At 66.5% G+C, this 23,590-nt stretch carries 5 protein-coding genes; 2 read left to right on the plus strand and 3 right to left on the minus strand.

The window, feature by feature from the left end; genetic code table 11:
* The first annotated feature begins 96 nt into the window (after positions 1–96).
* The gene (locus ACFQZZ_RS02500; protein WP_378673181.1) at positions 97–810 is read left to right on the plus strand and encodes a hypothetical protein; all 714 of its coding nucleotides are present in this window, start codon (positions 97–99) and stop codon (positions 808–810) included.
* Here ACFQZZ_RS02500 and ACFQZZ_RS02505 read toward each other — a convergent pair.
* Positions 788–18,994, minus strand: coding sequence for an amino acid adenylation domain-containing protein (locus tag ACFQZZ_RS02505; protein WP_378673183.1), 18,207 nt, complete (start codon positions 18,992–18,994; stop codon positions 788–790). The genes ACFQZZ_RS02500 and ACFQZZ_RS02505 overlap by 23 nt on opposite strands.
* Positions 18,995–19,789: 795 nt before the next feature.
* Entirely contained in the window at positions 19,790–22,144 is a 2,355-nt protein-coding gene (locus ACFQZZ_RS02510) for a serine/threonine-protein kinase (RefSeq protein ID WP_378673186.1), read from the minus strand.
* 424 nt (positions 22,145–22,568) lie between these two features.
* Here ACFQZZ_RS02510 and ACFQZZ_RS02515 point away from each other — a divergent pair, with 424 nt between their 5' ends.
* Positions 22,569–23,024: an aminoacyl-tRNA deacylase gene (locus ACFQZZ_RS02515; protein ID WP_378673188.1), complete on the plus strand. Its 456-nt coding sequence runs from the start codon at positions 22,569–22,571 to the stop codon at positions 23,022–23,024.
* A 91-nt stretch (positions 23,025–23,115) separates the two neighbouring features.
* Here the strand turns inward: ACFQZZ_RS02515 and ACFQZZ_RS02520 are convergent.
* Positions 23,116–23,590 (minus strand): tetratricopeptide repeat protein (locus ACFQZZ_RS02520; protein WP_378673190.1); only part of this gene is annotated, 475 nt, incomplete at its 5' end.

A 23,590-nucleotide genomic window follows, 5' to 3' on the forward strand; every position in this document is an offset into this window, starting at 1 on the left:
TCGAGGTCGAGAAGCGCTAAGACGTAGACGTCCAGGAGGTACGGAATGCCGGAAGCCGGTCGTTGGCGGCTATCACGTCCGATATTGATTGCGAGCATGTTGCCGCTTGCGGTTGTTCTCGGAACCGGAGTAGCCAACGCATCCCCGGGGGACACCGCGCAAGCACCCGCCATGCCACCGACGACAACGGACTGGCTGGTGCTGACGCACAACGAGCAGGGGCAAGGTCCTTTCCCGTTGCCCGCCCTACTCTCTCTACTCGGCCAGTCGCCGGTCGATATCGGACCGCTGGTCGACACGCACCGCGGCGATCGAGCTGTCGGCCCAGCGAATCCGCTCGCCGCCGACAGTCGGACCCGAGTCGAGACGGTGGACGCGCCGGACTCGCCGCCGGCCGTGGATCCGGAGCCGATCCAGGCGTTCTGCCAGCACGTCCCCGTAGATCCCCGCCGATGCTCCGTCACCGCCGTGGACGCGGGCGTCGGTGCGGCAATCGGTGCGGGCATCGCCGCAGGAATGTCCGCGCCCGTCGCGATAGCCGCCGCACTGGTCGGCGCCGGCGTCGGGTTCGTCGTCGGTATCCCGTTCCTGCCGACCGGCTTGGTTGTCGGCCCGCTCGTCGGCGCGGCCGTCGGCGTCGCCGTCGTTGCCGGACCTGCCGCCCTGCTCGGTGGGGCGTTCGGGGCGGCGGTCGGGGTGATAGTGGGCATCACCACGCCCCTTCCACAAGACGACGGTCGAATCGATGGATCCGGCGCGCCCACCACCTCGCCGAGATCGAACACGGTCATCGATCCAGTCGTGCGTTGAGAATCCGGGCGATCTGAGCAATCGCACCCGGTTCGGTCATTGCGAGGTGGGTCGCATCGATGTCGAAAATCGACATCTGCCCGCGGACCACCCGCGCCCATCCCGCGTGACCCGCAGCATCGGATCGCCTTTCACGTGTCGCGGTGAAATAGAGCATGTCGCTGTCCAAGACCGCGGGCCGCCACACACTGGCTGCCCGGATCGCCAGGTTGTAGGCAGCGGTCAGGCGCTCGATCCGTGCGGCGTCGATACCGAGGCTGCCCCCGAGGTGCCGTTCGATCAGGTCGGCGGCCTCCTCGGCAGTCGCATCGGGGCTCACGAAATCGACGCCCATGACCGGGCCGAGATTGCTGATCAGTTCGCCGGCCGTGACGGCGTAGAGCGTCGACTCGTCGACACCGTCCGCCTCGGCGTCCAACAGTGCCAGTAGCGCAACCTGTTCACCGGCGGCACGCATCTCGACGGCAATGGCATGGGCGATCACACCACCCAGTGACCAGCCGAGGAGGTGATAGGGGCCGTGTGGCTGAACCGCGCGAATCTCGTCGAAGTAGCGTTCGGCCATTTCTTCGATCGATGTGGGACCGGGGTCCTCGCCACCGATTTGCGGCGCCTGAATGCCGTAGATCGGTCGTCCGTCGGAGAGGTACCGGTCGAGTGTGCGGTAACACCACGACAGGCCCAACGCCGGGTGGATACAGAACAGTGGTGGTCGCTCACCGCTGGTCCGGATCGGAAGCAGCGCGTCGAAGCCGACATCGGTCCGGTCGATGGCCGGACCGGAGCGCATTCTGGCTTCGATCCGCTTTGCCAGGTCGGCCGGGCAGGGATCCGACAACATCCAGCTGATCGGAACCTCGTAGTCGAGTTCTTTCCGCAACTCGCTCACCACTTGCACCGACTTCAGCGAGTTACCACCCAATGCATAGAAGTCGTCATCGGCGCCCACCCGATCCACGCCGAGTACCGCTCCGAAGGCCCGTGCGACCTCCCCTTCCAGCCACGACGAGGGCTGCCTGAACTCCGCTACCGCGAGCACCGGCTCCGGTAGCAGCGTGCGGTCCAGCTTGCCCGACGCGGTGAGCGGCACCGTGTCGAGCACCATCATCGTGGTGGGCACCATGTAGTCGGGCAGTTTGGCTGCCGCGTGCGCCGAGACCGCCGCGGTGTCGACCGTGGCGCCCGCGGCGGGTACGAGGTAACCGACGAGGTGGTCCACCGCACCGGTGGAGCGCACCACAGCGATCGCCCGGGCGATGCTGGGGTGCTCGGCAAGTACTGCCTCGATTTCACCGAGTTCGATACGCAGGCCGCGCAGCTTCACCTGGAAATCGGTGCGGCCCAGATATTCCAATTCGCCGTTCTGGCGCCAGCGCACCAGGTCGCCGGTGCGGTACAGGCGCAGGCCGTCACCGTGCGGGTCGGGCACGAACCGTTCCGCGGTGAGGCCCGGACGTGACTGATAGCCGCGCGCGAGCTGGGTGCCCGCCAAGTACAGCTCCCCGGCGACACCGGGCGGTACCGGATGTAACCGGTTGTCGAGCACGTATGCCCGCGCGTTCCATACCGGTGTGCCCATCGGCATGCTCCCGCTGTCGGCTTCGGTCACCCGATGCGCGGTCGCGCACACGGTGAACTCCGTCGGCCCGTACAGATTGTGCAACTCGACCCCTGGCACTATTCGCCGCACCGCGGCAACCACCTCGGGGCCGAATGCCTCACCGCCCACCAGGAGCGTCCGCACCGACTCCAGTGACTCCGCGGGCGCCGCGTCCGCTAGTACCGCCAGCATCGACGGCACGAACGCGGTGATCGTGACCCGCTGGGTGGCAATGGTTTCGGCGAGATAGGCCGGGTCGGTATGCCCGTCGGCTCGCGCGATCACCAGCCGCGCCCCCACCGCCAGTGTCGCAAACAGCTCCCACACCGACATGTCGAACGTGGCCGGGGACTTGTGCAACACGACGTCATTCGGCGTCAGTGCGTAGGTCCCGCTCACCCACCGCAACTGGTTGACCACCGAACAATGCGATATCGCAACACCTTTCGGTCGCCCGGTCGACCCCGAAGTGAAGAGCACGTATGCGACGTTGTGCGGTCGCAGCGGTGCGCGCCGATCGGCGTCGGTGACCGGCGCGTCATCGAATCCGGACAGCTCCAGCCCATCGAGGGACGACAGCTCCAGCACCGGTGCGGCGATCGACAGCATGTACGCGATGCGGTCGGCCGGAAGGTCCGGATCGACCGGCACGTACCCGCCGCCTGCGGCGTGCACCGCGTACATGGCGATGACCTGATCCAGTGAACGCCGCACCCGCAGCGCCACCAACGACTCCGGACCCACTCCGCGGGAAATCAACCACCGCGCCAACCGGTATACGCGAGACGCGAATTCCGCATAGGTCAGCGTCTGTTCCCCGACTATCACCGCGGGCCGGTCCGCATGCGCCCGCACGGAGTGGGCGAAGACGGAGGCGAGCGTCTCACCCGCACGGAGCCTGCGATCGGTCGAATTCCACTGCGTCAGAACGGCTTCCCGTTCATCGGCGCCGAGCAGATCCACCTCGTGCACCGGCTGCGCCGAATCGGTCACCAGTGCGCCGAGCAACCGCAGCAGGCGATCGACGATCGTGGTCACTGTCGTCGCGTCGAAGAGGTCGCTCGCGTAGGTCACCCCGCCGCTGATGCCGGCCGGGCCACCGGTGGAGTCATAGGAATCCGACATCGTGATCTGCAGATCGAACAGTGCGGTGTCGATGTCGGCCGTCATGGCCGACGCCGAGAGCCCCGGAAGTTCGAACTGGGCCCAGGCGACGTTCTGGAATGCCAGCATCACTTGGAACAGTGGATGGTGGGCATGCGACCGCACCGGGTTCAACTCCTGCACCAGCCGCTCGAACGGAACATCGGCGTGCCCGAACGCGGCCAGATCGGTCCCACGCACGTGTTCGAGGAGCTGGGTGAACGTCATCCCCGGGGTCAACCGGGTCCGCAGCACCAGGGTGTTGACGAACATCCCGACCAGATCGTCGAGTTCGGGCTCGCCGCGTCCCGCATACGGAGTGCCGATCGCTATATCGTCCGTATCGGCCAGCCGGGCCAGCGTGGCCGCCAGCGCAGCGTGGAAGACCATGAACAGCGTCGTGTTGTGTGCTCGCGCGACCTGCTGTAATCCCGCATGCAGATCGGCACCGACGGCTATCGGTACGCTCGCGCCCGCATAGGTCTGTATGGGCGGACGCGGTCGGTCGGTCGGCAGCTCCAGCAAAACCGGGAGCTCCGCCAATTCGAGTGTCCAGTAGTCGATCTGGGCACGTAGCAGCGATTCGGGATCGGCTTCGGTCCCCAACACCGTCCGCTGCCAGATCGCGTAATCGGCGTGCTGCACCGGCAGCAGCGGCCAGCTCGGCGTCTCCCTGAGCAGGTGTGCTGTGTACGCGGTCATCATGTCCCGTGCCAGCGGGCCGAGCGACGACCCGTCGCAGGAAATGTGGTGCACCACCACGGCCAGGACCCACTCGTTCGGCCCGAGCTCGAACAACCGTACCCGCACCGGCGCCTCGACCGTCACATCGAATACCGTCGAGACGAATGCCGACAACGACTCGGCCAGTTCCGGTTCCGCGACCGAGGTCACGGTCATCGGCGCAAATGCCTCGGCGGAGGGAAGGACAACCTGCGACGGCTCACCCTCGGCATACGGGTATACGGTCCGCAGTACTTCGTGCCGGTTCAGCACATCCTCGATGGCCGCGCGCAGCGCGTCGAGATTCAGCTGTCCGGACAGCCGCAGCACGATCGGAATGCTGTAGGCGGCCGAGCCGGGCTCGAGCTGGTTCAGGAACCACATCCGCTGCTGTGCGTACGACAGGGGAATTCGCTGCGGCCGTGGCTGTGCGGTCAGCGCTACCCGACCGGTGTCGGCCTGCGATTCGGCGCGCGCGGCCAACCTCCCGACCGTCGGCGCCTCGAAAATCATCGACGCAGGGATGGTCGCGTCGAGCGCGGCACCGATCCGCGCGGCTACCCGGGTGGCCACCAGGCTGTTGCCACCGAGCTCGAAGAAGTCGTCGTCGGCGCCTACGGGACCGTCGATGTCGAGGACGTCGGCGAATACGCCTGCCACTATTTCCTCCACCGGTGAGGCCGGGGCCCGGAATCGCTTGGCCTGGACGACGGGTGCCGGCAGGGCCGCCCGGTCGAGCTTTCCATTCGGCGACAGGGGGATCGCGTCGAGGATCATCACCGCGGCGGGCACCAGGTACGACGGCAGCACCTCGGCCAACGCCGCCCGTAACTGTTCGCCCGAGAGGCTCGCACCGGTTTCGGGCACCGCATAGGACACCAACTGCGCCGGACCCGCGTCCGCACGCCACGGCACCGTGACCGCGTATGCCACCTCCGCCCGCGCGCTCAGCACAGCGTCGATCTCGCCCAGCTCGACCCGGTAACCACGGACTTTCACCTGGGAATCGTTGCGCCCCAGGAACTCCAGGGCACCGTCGGTATTCCAGCGCACCACATCCCCGGTGCGGTACATGCGGCGTCCCGGTTCCCCGAACGGACGCGCCACGAACCGCGCCGCATTGGTAGCCGCCTGGTTCAGGTACCCGCGCGCCAGCGCCGGACCTGCCAGATACAGCTCTCCGGCCACCCCCACCGGCACCGGCTGCAGCCGGGCATCCAGGACCAGCGCCTGTATTCCCGGCATCGGGGCACCGATCGTCGGCCGGTCATCCGGCCGCAGCGCACCCGTCGCCGTGGCGACAATCGTGGCCTCGGTCGGCCCGTACAGCACCTGGAACTTCCGGGCGCCCGCGACGTCGGTGCCCGCCCATCGGCTCACCAGATCCGCCAGAACCTCCTCACCACCGGACATCACCAGCCGCAAGTCGTCCAGCCCGGCCGGATCCACCGACGCGAGCGCGGCCGGGGTCATGAAGGCGTGGGTGACCCGCTGCACGCGCAAGAACTCGGCCAGCTCACCGCCGCCGTATATACCCGTCGGCGCCACGACCAGTGCACCGGCCCGGCTGACCGCGATCAGGATCTCCATCAGTGCGGCGTCGAACGACGGCGACGCGAAATGCAACACCCTGGACGTACGCCGGAGCTCGCGGTCGGCGCGCCGCCCCGAGACGAAGTCGGCAATGCCGGAATGTGTGATGGCGACGCCCTTCGGCACCCCGGTGGATCCGGAGGTGAAGACCACGTAGGCGACATCCGAGGCCCGCAGCGGCCGCGGCCGCTCGTCATCGCCGATCGGGCCGCTCGCCGCCGCGTCGATCTGTGCGGCGACGACCGGGTCGTCGAGCACGATCCAGTCCACCGAACCGGGCAGCTGGGCACGCGCTGACGACAGCGTAATTCCCAGCGTCGCATCGGAATCCGAGACCATCTGCGCGATCCGGCTCGCGGGATAGCCCGGGTCCACCGGTACGTACGCCGCACCCGTCTTGACCACCGCCCACCACGCGACGACGGATTCCATCGACCGCGCTGCCGCCACCAGCACCGGATGCTCCGGTCCGGCGCCACGGCGGATCAGTACCCTCGCCAGCCGGCTGGACCGCTCGTCCAGCTGCGCGTACGACAACGTGGCATCCCCCGCAACAACGGCGATACCGTCGCCATTGTCCCCTACGGCCGAGGCGAACACGTCCGGCAGCAATCCGGAGGGCTCCGGCGCCGCCACGGTATGCGTCCCCACCCGTGACGTGAGCGCCGAACGCTCGTCGGCTTCCAGCCAGTCGATATCCCCGATCACTACGGTCGGATCGTCGGCGACGGCTTCCAGCACCCGCACCAACCGTCGGACGATCGCCGCCGCGGTCGCCTCGTCGAACAGATCCCGTGCATAGGCCATCGTGCCCGAGATGCCTTGCACCACACCGGCATTGCCGAACGAATCGGACAGCACCAGTTGCAGGTCGAACTGGGTCGCCCCGGTATCCACATCTGCTCGGGCGACCCGGACATCGGGCAGCGCGATATCGACCGTCGACACGTTCTGGAACGCCAGAGCCACCTGGAACAACGGATGCCGCGCCGCAGATCGCTCCGGGCTCAACGCCTCCACGACCCGCTCGAACGGCACGTCCGCGTGATCGAATGCAAGCAGGTCCGTCTCGCGAGTGCGCATCAGCAACTCGGAGAACGGCTCGCCCGTATCCACCCGGGTCCGCAATGCGAGGGTGTTCACGAACATCCCCACCAGATCGTCCAGAGCGGGCTCGCCGCGCCCCGCGACCGGGGTGCCGATCACTACATCATCGCTGCCACCGAGACGCCCTAATACCGTTGCCAGCGCCGCGTGCATCACCATGAACAGCGACGACCCGCGCGACCGTGCCAGCGCGAGCAGCCGCTCGTGCAGCCTCGCATCGATCTCCACCGGAACCCGGCTTCCCGACAGCGATGCGACGGCCGGGCGTGGTCGGTCCGCGGGCAGTTCCAGCCGATCCGGTGCGCCCGCGAGCGTCGAGCGCCAGAACTCCAGCTGCGCGGACATCAACGACGCCGGATCGTCCTCGGTCCCCAGCATCTGCCGTTGCCACCACGCGAAATCCGCGTACTGCACGGCGAGCGGCTCCCATTCCGGCGCGTGCCCGGCCAGTCGCGCGGCATACGCCGCCATCACGTCACGGGCCAACGGCCCCATCGACTGACCATCGCCTGCGATGTGATGGACAACCAGCACCAGCAGGAATTCTCCTGTGTCACCGTCGAACTCGAACAATCCCACTCGCATCGGCACTCCGGCCGTCACATCGAATCCGCGCCGCACGAACTCGCCCACCACATCCGCGACCGAATCCGCGGGCACTCGCACCGGCTCCGCCGGCACCGCGGGCTCGTCGAGAACGACCTGCCGCGGCTCACCGGAGACTTCCGGATATATCGTCCGCAGAACCTCGTGACGTGCCATCACATCCGTGAGTGCGGCCGCCAGCGCCGCGGTGTCCAGCCGCCCCGACAGCCGCAGCATCACCGGAATGTTGTATGCCGCCGACTTCGGGTCGAACCGGTTCAGGAACCACATCCGCTGCTGTGCCAGCGACAGCGGTACGGGATCGGGGTGTACTCCTGGCAGCAGGGGCAACCGGCCCCCACCGCTGAGTGTCCCTGCGAGCGCGGCCAATTCGCCGACGGTCGGCGCCTCGAACACCGAACGCACCGGGACGCGCACGTCCATGGCCGCACCTATGCGCGCCACCACCAGCGAGGCGCTCAGCGAATCGCCGCCCAGCGCGAAGAAGTCGTCGTCGACTCCCACCCGGTCCACGTCGAGTACCTGCTCGAATGTCCGCGCGACCAACGCTTCCAACCCGGGCGATGGCGCTCGGAATTCGCGGGCGACGGCAACCGGGTCGGGCAACCGCTCGCGATCCAGCTTCCCGTTGGCGGTCAGCGGCACCTCGTTCAGCACCACCACCGCGGATGGCACCATGTACCGGGGCAACGCCTCGGCCAGCGCCGCACGCAACTCCTCGCCCGATACCTCCGCCCCGGTCGCGGGCACGACATAGGACACCAGCAGCACCGGTCGCCCCTCATCGCTCCACGGCACGGTGACCGCGTATGCCACATCCGCATGCGCACCCAGCACCGCGTCGATCTCCCCCAGCTCGATCCTGGTGCCGCGCACCTTCACCTGAAAATCGTTGCGCCCAAGGAACTCCATCTCACCATCGGCGGTGCGGCGCACCACGTCACCGGTCGCGTACATGCGCTGACCCGGCTCCCCGAACGGGCATGCGACGAACCGCGCCGCGGTCAACCCCGTCCTGGCGACGTACCCATCGGCCAGGCCGGGGCCGAACAGGTACAGCTCGCCCGCGACACCGTGTGGCACGGGCCGCAACCAGGTATCCAGGACCACGGCCGCGACCGGGCCGACCGGCCTGCCGATCGTGATCGCGGCACCCGGTGTCAGAGCGTCGCCGGAGGTAGCCCAGATAGTGCATTCCGTCGGCCCGTAGACATTGACCATAGTGCGATGCGGCGCCCACCGATCGACCAGTTCCGGACCGACCGGCTCACCGGCCGGTGCCAGCACGCGCAGCCCGTCGAGACCATCGCACGGGACTGTCGCCAACGCCGACGGGGTCACGATGGCATGCGAAATACCTTCTCGCCGGATCAGATTCGCCAGCTCTGGACCGGCGTAGACATCGGCAGGCGATACGACGAGCCGACCGCCCGAGCCGTGCGCCATCAACAGCTCGAACACCGAGGCGTCGAAGCTGGGCGAGGCGACCTGCAGTACCACCGACGTCGGGTCGACCCCGAGTATTCGTCGCTGCGCCGCGACAATATCGGCCAAGCCGCGATGGCTGACGAGAACGCCCTTGGGCGTTCCGGTCGACCCGGAGGTATAGCTCACGTACACGGTCTGATCCCGCCGAATCGGCCCGCCGCGTTCAGCATCGGTGATCGGCGCGACTGGGACCGAGTCCAGGGCGCCGACCGTCTGCTCCCCGTCGAGGATCAGCCAGTCGACGCCCTCGGGAAGATGCTTCCTGGTTGATGTATCAGTCAGTCCGAGAGAGATTTTCGAGTCCGACAGCAGAAATTCGATGCGCTCCGCCGGCAGGATCGGATCGATCGGCAGGAAGGCGGCGCCGGTCTTGGCCACGGCCCACAGGGCGACCGTCGCCGCAAGGGATCGCGGAAGCACGCAAGCGACGACCTGGCCCCGCCGGGCACCATGCCGCAGCAGGATCCGAGCCAGACGTGCGGATCGCTCGTCGAGCTGCCGGTAGGTAATGGCGGCCGTACCGCACCGCACGGCGATCGCGTCGAGTTCAGCGGCAGCGGAAGCGGCGAGGATGCGGTCCAACGTGTCCGGAATCGCAGCTTCCGCACCCGAAACCGGCCACGACGGCCCCGGTTCCTCGTCGAGCGGCAGCTCGCCGAGCCGCACGTCCGCGTTCTCGGCGATCCGGCACAGCAGCTCGATGAAGCGGTCGAGGATGCGGCGCGCCGAGGCCGTGTCGAATGCGCGCTCGTGGAACCGGAGGATGATCCGCAGCCCCTGTACCTCGCCGTCCTCGGACTGCTTCGGTTCCGCGGCCAGGATCAGCGGGTACGGCGTCGCGTCCACACCGCTGAGTTCATCCACCCGCAGGCCCGCCGAATCGACGAGTTCCTGCAGCGCCCTCCGGTCGACAGGGAACGACTGGAAGGTGATGGCGGTGTCGAAGAGTTCGGGCAGGCCGACGCTGCGGTGAATCTCGGGTAGGCCGATATGGTGATGCTCCAGCATGCGCGCGTGCCGCGCCTGAATGCCGGTCAGCAACTCGCGCACCGTCATGGTTGGTTCGAGCGGGACCCTCACCGGAACCGTAGTCAGGAACATGCCGAGCGTCTGATCGACCAGCGGCAACTCCGGGGGCCTGCCCGACACCGCGGCGCCGAAGATCACATCGGTCTCACCGGTCGATACGCGCAGATTCAAGGCCCAGGCCGCGGCCACCGCCGCATTGATGGTGACGGCTGTCTCCGCCGCCACTCGACGGAGTTCCGCGAAACGATCCGCCGTGAGTTCGGCCGCGACCTCGGCGGCGGATGCGGAGCCCGTCGCGGCGGCTTCGCGGGACACCCGGGTGGGTGCGTCGACATCCGAAAAGGCTTGTGCCCATGCCGATTTGGCTGCGGCGCTGTCCTGCCGACCCAACCAGGACAGATAGTCGCGGTAGGAGGGAGCGGGCCCGGCGGAGTCGATATGTGCGGGAGATCCGTAGTAGTCGAGCAGTTCTCGCATCAGCAACGGCATCGACCAGCCGTCCAGGATCACATGGTGATTCGTGACGAGCAGCCGGAAAGACCGCGCATCGAGACGGATCAGCGTCAAGCGCAGGAGCGGAGGAGCCGACAGGTCGAATCCCGCCGCCGCGTCCGCCGCGGCGATCGCTCCCGGGTCGGCGGGCGATTCCGCATCGCCACCATCGGCGAGATCGATCTCCCGGAACGGGATTTCGGCATGGTCCAGCACGACCTGGCACGGCCCTGCCGCCGTCTCCACAAAGGCGGCCCGCAGGATATCGTGCCGGTCGACCACGGCCTGGGCGGCACGTCGCAGGCGCTCACCGTCGACCGCGCCGGACAATCCGATCGTCGTCTGGACGGTGTAGTTGTCCCCGGCATCCGGGTCGAACGTCGAGTCGAAGTGCATCCCGGATTGCATGGGCGACAACGGCCAAATATCGGACAGGCCGGGGTACTGCCGTTCGAGCCGATCGATGTCCTGTTCTGTCAGCACGACGAGCGGATGATCCGAGGTGCGATCCGCCGTCGGGTGTCGCGGGGGTTCCTCGATGGCCATCGGAGCCGCATCGCGGCCCGCCAGGGCGGCGAGGGCGGCAACCGTCTTGCCTTCGAACACATCTCGCGGTGTCAACGTGAGCCCGGCGGATCTCGCCAGCGCCACCAGCCGCATCGAGACGATACTGTCCCCGCCGAGCGCGAAGAAGTTGCTGTCGGCGGACACCGTGTCGAGATGGAGCACATCGGCGAAGAGTTGCGCCACGACCTGCTCCGTAGGCGTCGACGGCGGCCTGCCGCCCGCGGCGTCGAGATCGAAGGCGCACTGCCGCAATGCTTTCCGATCGATCTTGCCCGTCGGCGTGCGCGGCATCTCCTCGAGCCGCACGATCGTCGCGGGATTCATATAACGGGGTAGCCTGTCCGCGAGATCGTCTCCGATTGCCGCCACATTCACGGCGGAGCCCGGCACGGAGACGACATAGGACACCAGAACCGGTTCGCCTGCAGGCCCCTGCACCGCGACGGTGGCGACGCTCGCCACTTCCGGGTGCCGGGCCACGTGGGCATCGATTTCCCCTGGCTCGATCCGGAGGCCGTGAATCTTGATCTGCTGATCGCAGCGGCCCAGGTATTCCAGTGCCAACCCGGCGGGTCCGCGCACCCAGCGCACGGAATCACCGGTGCGGTAGATCCGCTCGCCACGAGTGGATCGCGGATCCGCGACGAAGCGCGACGCGGTCACGCCCGGTCGATCGATGTACCCGCGGGCAAGTCCGGGACCACCGATATAGAGTTCGCCCGCGACACCGACCGGCACCGGTCGCAGCCACGTGTCGAGAACCAAGGCGGACGCGCCGCGGATCGGGCCACCGATCGTCATCGGCTCGCCCGGTACCAGGGCATCCGACCCCGTCGCCCAGATCGTGCACTCGGTCGGTCCGTAATGATTCATCAGCCGTCGTCCATGGCCCCACCGGTGCACGGTGTCCGGCCCGGTCGCTTCGCCGACAACCGCGAGCGTTGTCAACGATGGTGTGCGAGACGGATCCATCGTGTTCAGCACGGACGGGGTGATGATCGCGTGCGAAACCTGCTGCGACCGGAGCAATTCCTCGAGGTCGGCCCCGGCGTACACCTCCGGTGGCGCCACGACCAGACAGGCGCCACTGGCGTGCGCCACCAGCAACTCCGACAGGCAGGCGTCGAATCCCGGCGCCGCGACCTGCAACACCCGTGAATCCGTATCCACACCGAAGGCGTCGATCTGCGCCGCGACCAGACAGGCCAGACCTCGATGGCTGAGGTGGACCGCCTTCGGTTTGCCGGTCGATCCGGACGTATAGATCACGTATGCCGCGTTGTCGGCGGACAGCCGGTCGGTCCCGGCCGAACGAGGTAGACCATCATGAGCGTCCGAAGCCGAGGCGTCCAGCAGCAACCAATCGATAGTATCCGGAAGCTGCTGCGCCACAGCGCTGGTCGTCACGCCAAGTCCGGTCCGCGAGTCGGACAACAACTCCCCGATCCGCGCGGCGGGATTGCCGAGATCCAACGGCAGGAAGGCGGCACCTGTTTTCGCCACCGCCCAGATCGCGACCACCAGTTCGGCCGAACGGGGAACGGCCACTGCGACGATCGACTCGGCGCGAGCACCGTGGGCGGCCAGCAGGCGAGCGAACCTGTCTGCGCGACGCTCCAGCTCACGATAGGTCCACGTGGTGTCACCGCACCGGACAGCCACGGCATCCGGATACCTCCGCGCGGTCCTCCACAGGATGTCGCGCAGTACGAGCTCCGCGACCGGCTCCTCGCTGCCGACCGAAAGCAGTTCCGCGCGTTCGGAATCCCAGCAAGAGGAGATCGTGGCGACCGTCCGGGCGGGATCGATGACGATCTGCGTGAGAAGCAGCTCGAATCGTTCGAGCAGCGTGCGGGCATCGTCCGAATCGAATCGGTCGGTGGCGAATTTCAGCGTCACCGTGTAAGTGCCGGGCTCGTCGGCGTCCGGTCGTCCGTCGCGACTCGACCGCGGCGGGGTCACTTGCAAACTCAGCGGATACGGCGTGGCATCGTGCGCGTCGATCTCGACGAGCCGCAATCCGGCGTCGGAGAGATTGCGTGCCAACAGTTCCCGGTCGAGCGGATAGGACTCGAGCACCGTCGCGGTGTCGAACATATCGGTGATACCGGTGGCCCGTTGCAGCTCCGCCAAGCCGATGTGCTGGTGATCCAGCATTGCGGCCTGCTCGGATTGCACGCGGACGAGTAGGTCGCCGACGGTTTCGTCGGGTTCGAGCCGGACTCGGACGGGCAGCGTGTTGACGAGGAGCCCGACCATGCGCTCGACATCCGGAATCTGCGGCGGACGGTGCGACACCGTATTGCCGAACACCACGTCCGACCGTCCGGTCAGGGCGGCCACCAGCAATGCCCACGCCACCTGCAGAGCCGTGTTGGCAGTGACGCCGTGCGAGCGGCCCAGATCGAGAATCGCAGCGGTGGTCGCGGCGTCCAGATTCAGGCCGACTTCACCGGCGTGCGCGGTGACGGTCCGACCCGGCCCGCTGGTGACCCGCGTCGGACTGTCGATTCCGGCGAGCATCTCCCGCCACGCGGCGATTGCGGCGTCGCGATCCTGAGCCTGTAGCCACTGCAGATACTCTCGGTACGAACGAGGGGGCGCGAGCTCGGCGGTATCGCAATCGGATATGTACAACGAGAGCAACTCGTGGATCAGCAGGGGCATCGACCAGCCGTCCAGCACGAGGTGGTGGTTGGTGACCAGCAACTGGAACATATCGACACCGGTGCGCACGAGGTGGAAACGCACCAGCGGCGGGCGGGCCGGGTCGAACGGAGCCGCAGCCGCCGTCGCGAGTCGCCGAAGTGCTTCTGCCTGCTGGCCGACATCGCTGATATCGGCGATATTCGACTCGCCCCAATCGACCCTGGTGCCGCGCAATACGATCTGACGTGGCCCATCGGCATTCTCGACGAACGCGGTCCGCAGGCTGTCGTGCCGGTCGATGAGCACCTGCGCGGCCCGCCGCATCCGCTCCCCATCCACCGGCCCGGCAAACGTCAGCGCTGCCTGCACGATGTAGCCATCGACCCCATCCCGGTCGTAGACCGTGTGGAACAGCAGCCCGGACTGCAAGGCGGTGAGTGGCCACACATCGGTCACCGACGGGTATTCCCGCAGCCAGTGGTCGATATCGTCCTGCGATACCGCGGTGAGCGGGAAGTCGGATGGAGAGAAGCCGTATACGGTTTCGGATCGAACGTGATCGGCAAGCGCCCCCAGGGCCCGAGCCCACAGCCCTGCGAGCTCTTCGACCTCCTCACCTCCCAACACCTGCGAGGCGAACTCCCAGGTCGCGTCGAGTTCGAGCCCGTCGCGACCTTCCTCGGCGATCGCATTGATATCGAGCACGGCGGACAGCGCCATCCCCGGATCGCTCGTCGCGGTCAGTGCGGTGAACTCGGTGGTGGGTGCCCAGGGCCCCGAGCGTTCACCTACACCCACCCGCCCGAGGTAGTTGAAACTGATCTGAGGTTCGGGCAGGTCTGCGAGCTCGGCGCTTCCCCGTGAATCGAGATGACGCAGCATCTGATAGCCGATGCCGTTGCCGGGCACCGCGCGCAACTGCTCCTTCACCTGCTTTATCGCCAGTCCCGCACCCATGCCGCCGGCTAGCGCATCATCGAGGTCGACATTTTCCCACTCGATCCGGACCGGGAAGCGTGTGGTGAACCAGCCAACGGTGGCGCTGAGATCGGCGCCGGGTAGGGCCCGCTCCTCGCGGCCGTGTCCCTCCAGTGAGATCAACTCTCCGGCGACCGCCGACGTACCGCGCCTGCGCCGCCACTCACCGAGTGCCAGCACCAGGGCCGCCAGCAGCGGATCGTTGGGACCGCAGTGGAAGCGGTCCGGAATGGTGGTGAGAACCGCCTCGGCAACCGCTGCCGAGATGCGCTGATGTACCCGGCCCGCCGTGGCCCCGATGTCACGATCCGGGACCAGACGGCGCGACCCGAGTAGCTGATCGCCTCGCTCGAGTACGTCTTTCCACAGGTCGAGCTCCGCCGACCGCCTGCCCGGCGCCTGCTCGACCAGGCCGTGCACCCACCGCCGGAACGAGGTGGTGACCGGGCCGAAACGCGGTTCGCCGCCGTCGGAAACCTGCGACCAGGCCTGCGCGAGGTCGGCGAGGATGATGCGCCACGACACCGCGTCGACGGCGAGATGGTGAATCACCAGCCACATCAGGTCGGGTCCCGAGCCGTTGCGATCCTGAATCCAGACGGCCTGAACGAGCACACCGTTGCCCGGGTCCAATCGATCCGCGGCGTTGTGCAGGTGCCGGTCGACTTCAGCGGCGTCACGTCGATCGAGCCGAACATCGACGAGCGCGGCGTCCGGGTCGGCCGCTTCCCGATCGAGTACTTCGACGTACCGATCAACCGAATCGCCGCCGCGCAGTGCCGCCCGCAACATGTCGTGGCGGTCCAGCAGGGATCCCAGCGCGCGCACGAGGCCCGCTCGATCGACCCCTTCGGGAAGCTGCACGAGCGCGGCCTGCGCAAATCGGTCGTAATGACCCCGATCGAGCATTGCGTGCATGATCGGCGACAACGGCATCGGCCCTACGCCGCCACCGGGCAACTCGGCCAACTCGGGGGTGTCGCCGGCTTCCGTCGCCGTGGCGGCCAAGCCCGCGACGGTCTTGTGCACGAACACATCCTGTGTGGAGAAACTCAGGCCCTCGGCCTTGGCCCGCGCCACCAGCCGGATCGACAGAATGCTATCGCCGCCTAGGGCGAAGAAGCTGTCGTCCGCCCCGACCAAAGGCACGCCGAGCACCTCGGTGAACAGCCTTGCGACCGCCTTTTCCCGGGCGGTGGCCGGTGCCCGGCCGTCCGGCGCGGTCCCGAATTCGGGCTTCGGCAAAGCGCTGCGATCGAGCTTGCCGAAGGCGTTCACCGGGAGGCTGTCCAACGAGAGGATCACCGCCGGGACCATATGCGGAGGCAGCGAAGCGCGGGCGAAGCGCTGGAGTTCGAGCGGATCGATCCGACGGCCGCTGACCGGGACGACATAGGACGCAAGCACGGTCGTGCCTGCGTTGTTCCGCACCGGCACTGTGACGGAAAGATCCACGTCCTCGTGTGTGGTGAGCGCGGCGTCGATCTCACCCGGTTCGATCCGGTATCCGCGGATCTTGACCTGAAAGTCGCTGCGCCCCATCAATTCCAGCGTCATATCGGCGTTGTCGCCGGTCCAGCGTGCGATGTCGCCGGTGCGGTACATCCGCTCGCCGGCGCCCCCATACGGATCGGCGACGAACCGGGCGGCGGTTTCGACGAACAGATGGCTGTATCCACGGGCCAATCCCGGACCGGCGAGATACAACTCGCCCGCGGTGCCCTTGGGCACGGGTTGGAGCGTTCGGTCCAGCACCATCGCCGAGACGCCACGGATAGGGCCACCGACCGTGTGGGCCTGGCCGGGTCTCAGCATGGCGCCGACGGCGGTCACGGTGGTTTCGGTGGGACCGTATTCGTTGTACATGGACAACGACGGTGTCCACCGCTCGATGACGTGCGGTGGACATACGTCGCCGCCGACTACGAGCACTCGCAAGTCGGTCGCCGGATGCGGGTCCACGGTTGCCAGCATCGGGGGCGTCAGCGTCAGGTGGGTCACGTGCTCATCGGCCAGCAGTTGCGTGAGCGGCTCACCGCCGGTCACCTCGGGCGGCACGATCACCAGCGTGGATCCGCTCGCGAAGCAGGTCAGGAACTGTTCCAGGGAGGCATCGAAACTGGGCGAGAGGGCATAGGACACCCGGGATGTCGTGTCGATGCCGTACGTGGCGGCGCGGTCGGCAATCAGATTCGCGAGGCCGGTGTGCGTGACCTGGACGCCTTTCGGCGCTCCGGTGGATCCCGAGGTATAGGTGATATAGGCGATGTTGGACGGCCGCAGTGGGCGGATACGGTCATCGTCGGAAATCGGCCCGCTCGCGGCGTCGCATTCCCCCGGGGTTGCGGGGTCGTCGAGAACCACATGGCGCATCGCCAGCGGGAGCCGCCCGCGCAGGGCGTCGATCGTGATCGCCACAGCTGCGCCGCTGTCGGCGACGATATGTTCTATCCGCTTCGACGGGTACTCGGGGGCCAACTGGACAAACGCGGCCCCGCATTTCGCGACCGCCCACGTCGCCACGACCGATTCCACCGAGCGTCGCAGCATGATCGCCACCGCCGTGTCCGGCCCACAACCCAGAGCTATCAGATGCCGGGCCAGCCGGGAGGATCTGGCGTCGAGCTCGCCATACGTCATCGTCTGCCCGGCCGAGGTGATCGCGCACGCACGACGATTCCGGCGCGCGCTCTCGGTCAGTATCTCCGGAAACAGCCGTGTTTCGACCCCGCTGGGCCCCCGCACCCGCGGCAGCGCAGACCGTTCCTGCACTTCGAGCAACGGCAGTCTGCTGACCGGACATCCCGCTCCCCCGGCGAGGAATTCGTGCAGAAACATGCAGAACCGCCGGTGGTGACCAGCGAGTTCGTCAGGGCTGTAGGCATTCGGATTTCCCTGGAAGTCGATATGTGTACTGTCTTTGCCGGCACCCGGGTAGATATTGACGAAAAGGTCGGCGGTAGGGCCTGAGGTGAGGACGTTCAGGCGGCCTGTCGTGTTGCCCAGCACAACCTCGTTCTCGATCATCATGAGGTTCACGGCCGGCCCGAAGGATGCCGCCTCGTCGCGCGCAATCCCCATATCGTGGAATATGTCCTCCTGGCGGTAGCGCTGCCGCCGAAGCGCGCTCGTCAACTCGCTTTGCACAGCGGCGATCAGTTCACCGACGCTGCGGCCGGCGACCTGCACCCGCAGCGGGACCACATTTGCCACCATCCCCCCGGAACGGCGCAGCACGGCAGTGTGCCGACCCGAAACCGGCAGGCTCAGCATTACTTCATCGCTTCCGGTCATCCGTGCGAGATAAGCGGCGAACGCCGCGACGATGGCCGGAGCCACGCTCGGGCCGTGCTCGAGCGCGACGCTTTCCAGTAGACGCGCGGTGGCGTCGGGCAGCTCTGTGCTGACCAGCGCCGGATGAATGGTGGGCTTGCCCACGCGACCGGCCAGGCTGACGACGGGAGGCGCGCCTGCCAGGTGCTCCAGCCAGTATCCGCGGTCGTTGTCGAAACGCGCGGAACCCCGGTACGCCAGATCCTGCTCGACGACGTCCCCCAGGTCCTGCGCCGCGCACGGCGCCGCTTCCTCGGACTTCACCCAAGCGTTGTACAGCTCGGTCATCCGGTGCAGCATGGTTACCGCGGCAAATCCATCGAGCGCGATATGGTGCGCACGCTGATACCACAGGAAATGGTCCTCGCCGACCTGGAACACGATGCTCGTCATGAGGTCGTCATTCAGCAGGTCCAGCGGAGCAGAATAATCCTGAACCATCATTCTGCGCGCAGTCGCAACCGGATCGGCGTCCCGGCGCAAGTCCATGACCGACACCGGAGCTCCATGTTCCTCGTCGACGAACTGACATGGCTCTCCGTCGACCTCGGTCAGTCGCATATGTCCGGATCCGAACTCGCGACTGGCGGTTCTGCAGGCCTCGGCAAGCAATTCCGCGTCCAACTCGCCTACGATCTCGACGTATTGGGCCACAGATATCGGCGACGATTCCGCGAGATGCTGGGCAAACCAGATTCCCCGCTGCGCCGCAGTCAGGGGAAGAATATCGAATGATGGAAGTCGCGGGTATCCATTACCGTTGGAGCCCGCGCCGGAACCATTACCCGAATCCATGTTTCCAGAAGAACGTAGTGAGTCGATTTCCAACCATTGCGACCGGTCCGGACTGCCATCGTTGCCACTCTTTCGGCCCATTTCGACCTCCGATGATACCGTTCACTTCAGAAGATCGATTATATAGCTGTAAAGTTGCTAAAATCGTCTAGCTGAAGCCTTGCAACATGGTGACGACAACAGGATCGTATGCTCAGGAAGGCGCGGCCATGGGCGATCGGCACTCAATCTCGCCGACGCAGCGGTGTTCTCGTCGGTCAGACGTCTCAGTCATCCGTCCACCGTCAGGTCGCCCGCAGTGCAGGATCCAAGGACTGAAGTCGCAAGTTTGAGCACGACTCGGCATCCAGTCGCAAATACTGCGCAGACACTTGCCGCGCCGTCAAGATGGCTATAACGTGGCATGAAGCCTGTTCGAGCACGAAGGAGCAGTTCAGACCGGCGGATCAGCAATGAGTTGGCTAATCCGTGCCATGATCAGTCAGGTTAGGCTGCCGACAGTTCCATCTTCTCACGGTCAGCCTTGAAATCCCGAGCAACTGCGCGGCCTGTTTCGGGTACTCCAGCACCAGGTAGGCATCGAATCCTGCGGGAGATCCAGGGCTCCCACCCGCCGATTAGATTCCTCGACCTTGGGAATGCCCATAGTTAACTGTGATAGTTTCAGATCGATGATAGCACCCCATAGACCGCTGGATTGCCGAGACATTGGGAGCCGCTGAATTTTCCGCTGCGGAATCCTCTTTTGCGCCTACGGACGAGCCGGAACGGTCCGCCCTGGGTATAGCTATCTGCAACGTTCTTAATTCGCTGGCTCGACAGCGAGCTCACTGTCGACGGTCTGATCGGCGACGCTTGCACCAAGGTCCTCGGCACTCATAGCCGACTGGCAGCAGCCGGTTCCCGCTGTCGGCTGGCGGGATTCACGACCCGTTCCAGCGCCCGCAGATCGGCCTCGAGAGTTCGGAACAGCGTGTAGGCGATGATGAAGGCGATGACCGCGCCCGCGCACACCACCCGCACCGCCACAATCACCCGCGAAATGTCATCCGGCGGCAGGAAGGTCACACCGGCCACTGCAAGCAGCGGCACCGACGCCGCCACCGACAGATACACGGTGCAGCGGTGATCGAGCCGGCGCAGGTGTAGCGCATCGCCCGCGATGATGTCGCCATGCCGTAGGAACAGCGGGTAGATACAGCGCACCATGTAGAACGTCACCAGGAAGAACGGGTAGGCCACCGCCATCGCGCCACAGACCAGCCCTCCGCCCAGGAAGTGCAGCAGCACCTCCCCGGTGAGCTCTTTCGTCGTGTAGTGCATCACGAGCGGGAAGATGATCGCCGCCAGGCTCCACAGCGAAAACGACACCAGCACAGCACGATCGCCGACCCGCAGGGCATCCGATCGAGCCCGGGCCAGCACTTGCGGGTTGTATTCCCGACCCTGGCGCAGACCGCGCGAGACAATGAGCAGATACCGCGACATGTACAGCACCAACCCAATGCCCAACGGGAAGAACACCGCGTTCACCAGGGCTGCGGCGACCCACCACGCGTGCTGTGCCGAAAGGCTCAGCCGTTCGATGATCAACGTCCGGTTGTGCTCGATGTTGTACACCGATGCGAGCACGTTCGGGATGATAAGGGCCAGCACCACTACCGGCAGCAGCCGCGGCCGTAGTCGCAGCCGCCAGCTGGATGGCGGCGGGTAGACCAGGTCGCGGGCGCGCTCGTCCAGGCACAGTTCCAGCTGCTGGGCCAGTTCCGCGCCACCGGCCCACCGATGGTCCCGCTCGGACTCCAGGCACAGCAGCAGCACCCGGCGCAGTGCCGCCGGGCAGTCGGGCGGAATCCGCCCGAGCGCGCCCGGATTCACCCCGGCGCGACGGCGCTTCAACATTGCCGCCAGCGTGGTGACATCGCTGTGTTCACCTGCGGTGGTGTCGTCGAACGGCTTGGCGCCAGTGAGCAACTCCCACAGCACCACACCGAGGGAGAAGATGTCGGCACGGGTGTCGAGATCATCGGCGGTTCGGTCGTAGCCGGGATGACAGGCCTGCAACTGTTCCGGCGACATGTACGACAGCGAGCCGCCGAAGTAAGCGACCGGATCGGCGCCCGCCATCCCCCGGCTGAAACTCAAGTTGAAATCGGCGAGCTTCGGCACTGCCTCGGCGGTGAGCAGCACATTGGCCGGTTTGACGTCGCGGTGCAGCACGCCGTGCGAGTCCGCATAGGCCAGCGCCTCGGCGAGCCGGCGCCCCAGCCAAGCGACGGTCTCCGGCCACGACAGCGCCGCGATCTCCGGGCGCACGCTGGAATCGGTCGGCCGGATCTCGCCCTTGCCCTCCATAGCCGCGTCCACCACGTCGAGCAGTAGCTGCCCGCGGCGCTGTTGCGGCGGTGTGACCCGCATCCGGCGCAGCACGCCCAGCAGGGTGCCGCCGGGCAGGTACTGCATGTAGAGCAAACGCAGGCGGCGACCACCGGGCTCCTCCAAGTCCGGCTCGTCGAGCAGCCGCTGATCGAAGACCCGCACGATGTAGTCGTGGTCGAGCTGCGCCAGCGTCTGCGGTTCGGTGCCGCGATCGGCCGAGATCTTCACCGCCACCAGCCGCTGCAACGACCGCTGCCTGGCCAGGAACACCCGCGCGAACGCCCCGCTGCCCAGTCCCATGAGCAGATCGAAATCGTCGATCCGACAGCCGATTGCGATGCGGTCCAGGCCGGTGGCCTGGGTCCCGGTGGTGTCCTGAACGGTGCGGAGGTCGGCGCCAGTGCGGGTCGCATTCCTCGACCAGGTGATCGAGTCGACGGAGGTCGCGGCGGTAAGTTCCGGGCTGCCCCGCCGAGTGCTTCGATCCTCGTCGTCGGCGTTGAGCAGCTCGCGCAGCTCCGCCGCCTGCTCGGGATATTCTTGCAGGCATTCGCGCGGATCCACCTGTTCGCCACTCTGGCGGCGGATCACGAACTCTTCGTACACCAGACTGGCCGGAATTTGCTCCGGCCTCAGCTCGGGAAATTCGGAACAGTATTCGCGCAGCCGCTTGTGCCCGGGTGCGGCCGCGGCAGGTTCGTCGGGGCGGGTCCCTGCCGGTGGGCGCAGCCACCGATGCCACATGTCGATCCGGATCAGTTCGATCAACGCACCCAGGCGCGCGTCCGGTAGGTAGTCGGCGATGACCGGAGGTAGGGCGTCGGCTTCCCACGCGGCAGCGAAAGCGGCCACAGCGCCGAATCCCATTCCGGCAGTCGGTCGCCTGAACCCATCCCCTGAGTCGGAACTGTCGCTCATATCGGTACCTCCGGAAACCCATCAGTGGCGCCCGCGGGTGTTGGCGTGAGGCATGGCCTGGCAGAGACCGCGCACATGATCGTGGCTACCCGCCGTACCGGTCGGTCCCGGCCTGTTCACTGTTCCGGTTCTGTTCGATAAGTCCCCATTATCGGACAGAACCGGCGGCGCAGGAGTCGGTGTCGCGTTCGGGGTCGCCGCGGTGAAGTATCCGTCGCCGACGAACCCGAGCGCATCTGCGAGATCGGCCGCTCTGCGTGGGCCTGCCTCGCCGAGGCGTATCAGGGCTACCATGAAGGACTAGGGCCGCCGGGTTCGGAAGTGGTGCCAACCAGCCAGTGGAGGTTTCGCCATGCCCATGTCACCGACCGTGCACACGTGTCTACGCGATGCAGGCGTCGAATATGAAACCGTGCGGCATCCGCACAGCCATAGCAGCACCGAGACAGCTCGGACTGCGTCTATCCCCGGCGACCAACTCGCCAAGACGATCCTCCTCGAAGACGAGCAAGGGTACGTCGGTGCCGTGCTGCCGTCCACTCATCACCTACGGTTGCCGAAACTGTGGGACCAAACCGGACGACGTCTATCACTGGCCAACGAGTCGGACATCCGCGAAGTCTTCAAAGACTGTGAAGTCGGCGCCATCCCTCCCGTATGCACCGCCTACGGCATGAAGACGCTGATGGACGAAAGCCTGAGCACACAACCCGACATCTACTTCGAGGCCGGCGACCACGAGACGCTCATCCACATGCGTACCGAACAGTTCATGCGCTTGATGGAACACGCAGAAAAGGGACGCTTCTCCTAACGCATACAGAGTTCTGTGTCGTGATCATGCATCGGCCGCACGTCAACTGGCCAGCAGCCCGTTCGGGTCCCCGATCTCGCCGAAGTCGTGCTCACGAAATCTCGTACGTGCCGCTCCTCGACGGCCCGGTCAGGTAGCTGCGTGCCTCGGCGAAAGCCACATCCGCCTGCTCCGGCCGACCTAGGTCGCTGTACCGATCACCGAGGTTGTTCAGCGTGTTCGCGAGGGGTGACAGGTACGCCGGGTTGTCGGACGCGAGGCCGCGATAGAACGCGACTGCTCGCTCGGTCGACGCCAGCGCATCGTCCGGGCGTCCCAGCTCTCCGTGATAGATACCGAGGTTGTTCAAGGCGCCGGCGAGCTCGGAGAGGTTTGCGGGGTTTGTGAGCGCCAGGCTCTCATAATGATATGTCGCCTCCTCTGTGGCCCACGAGGCGTCCTGTAGTCGGCCGAGCTGGCTGTAGAGGACTCCCAGGTTGTTCAGTGTGCTCGCGAGATCCGAGAGGTGGACGGGGTCCTCCTCGACGAGTCGGCGGTAGAGCACAACAGCCTCCTCCGCGCACGAC

Source organism: Nocardia sp. GCM10030253, assembly GCF_042675075.1.
Lineage (GTDB): Bacteria > Actinomycetota > Actinomycetes > Mycobacteriales > Mycobacteriaceae > Nocardia.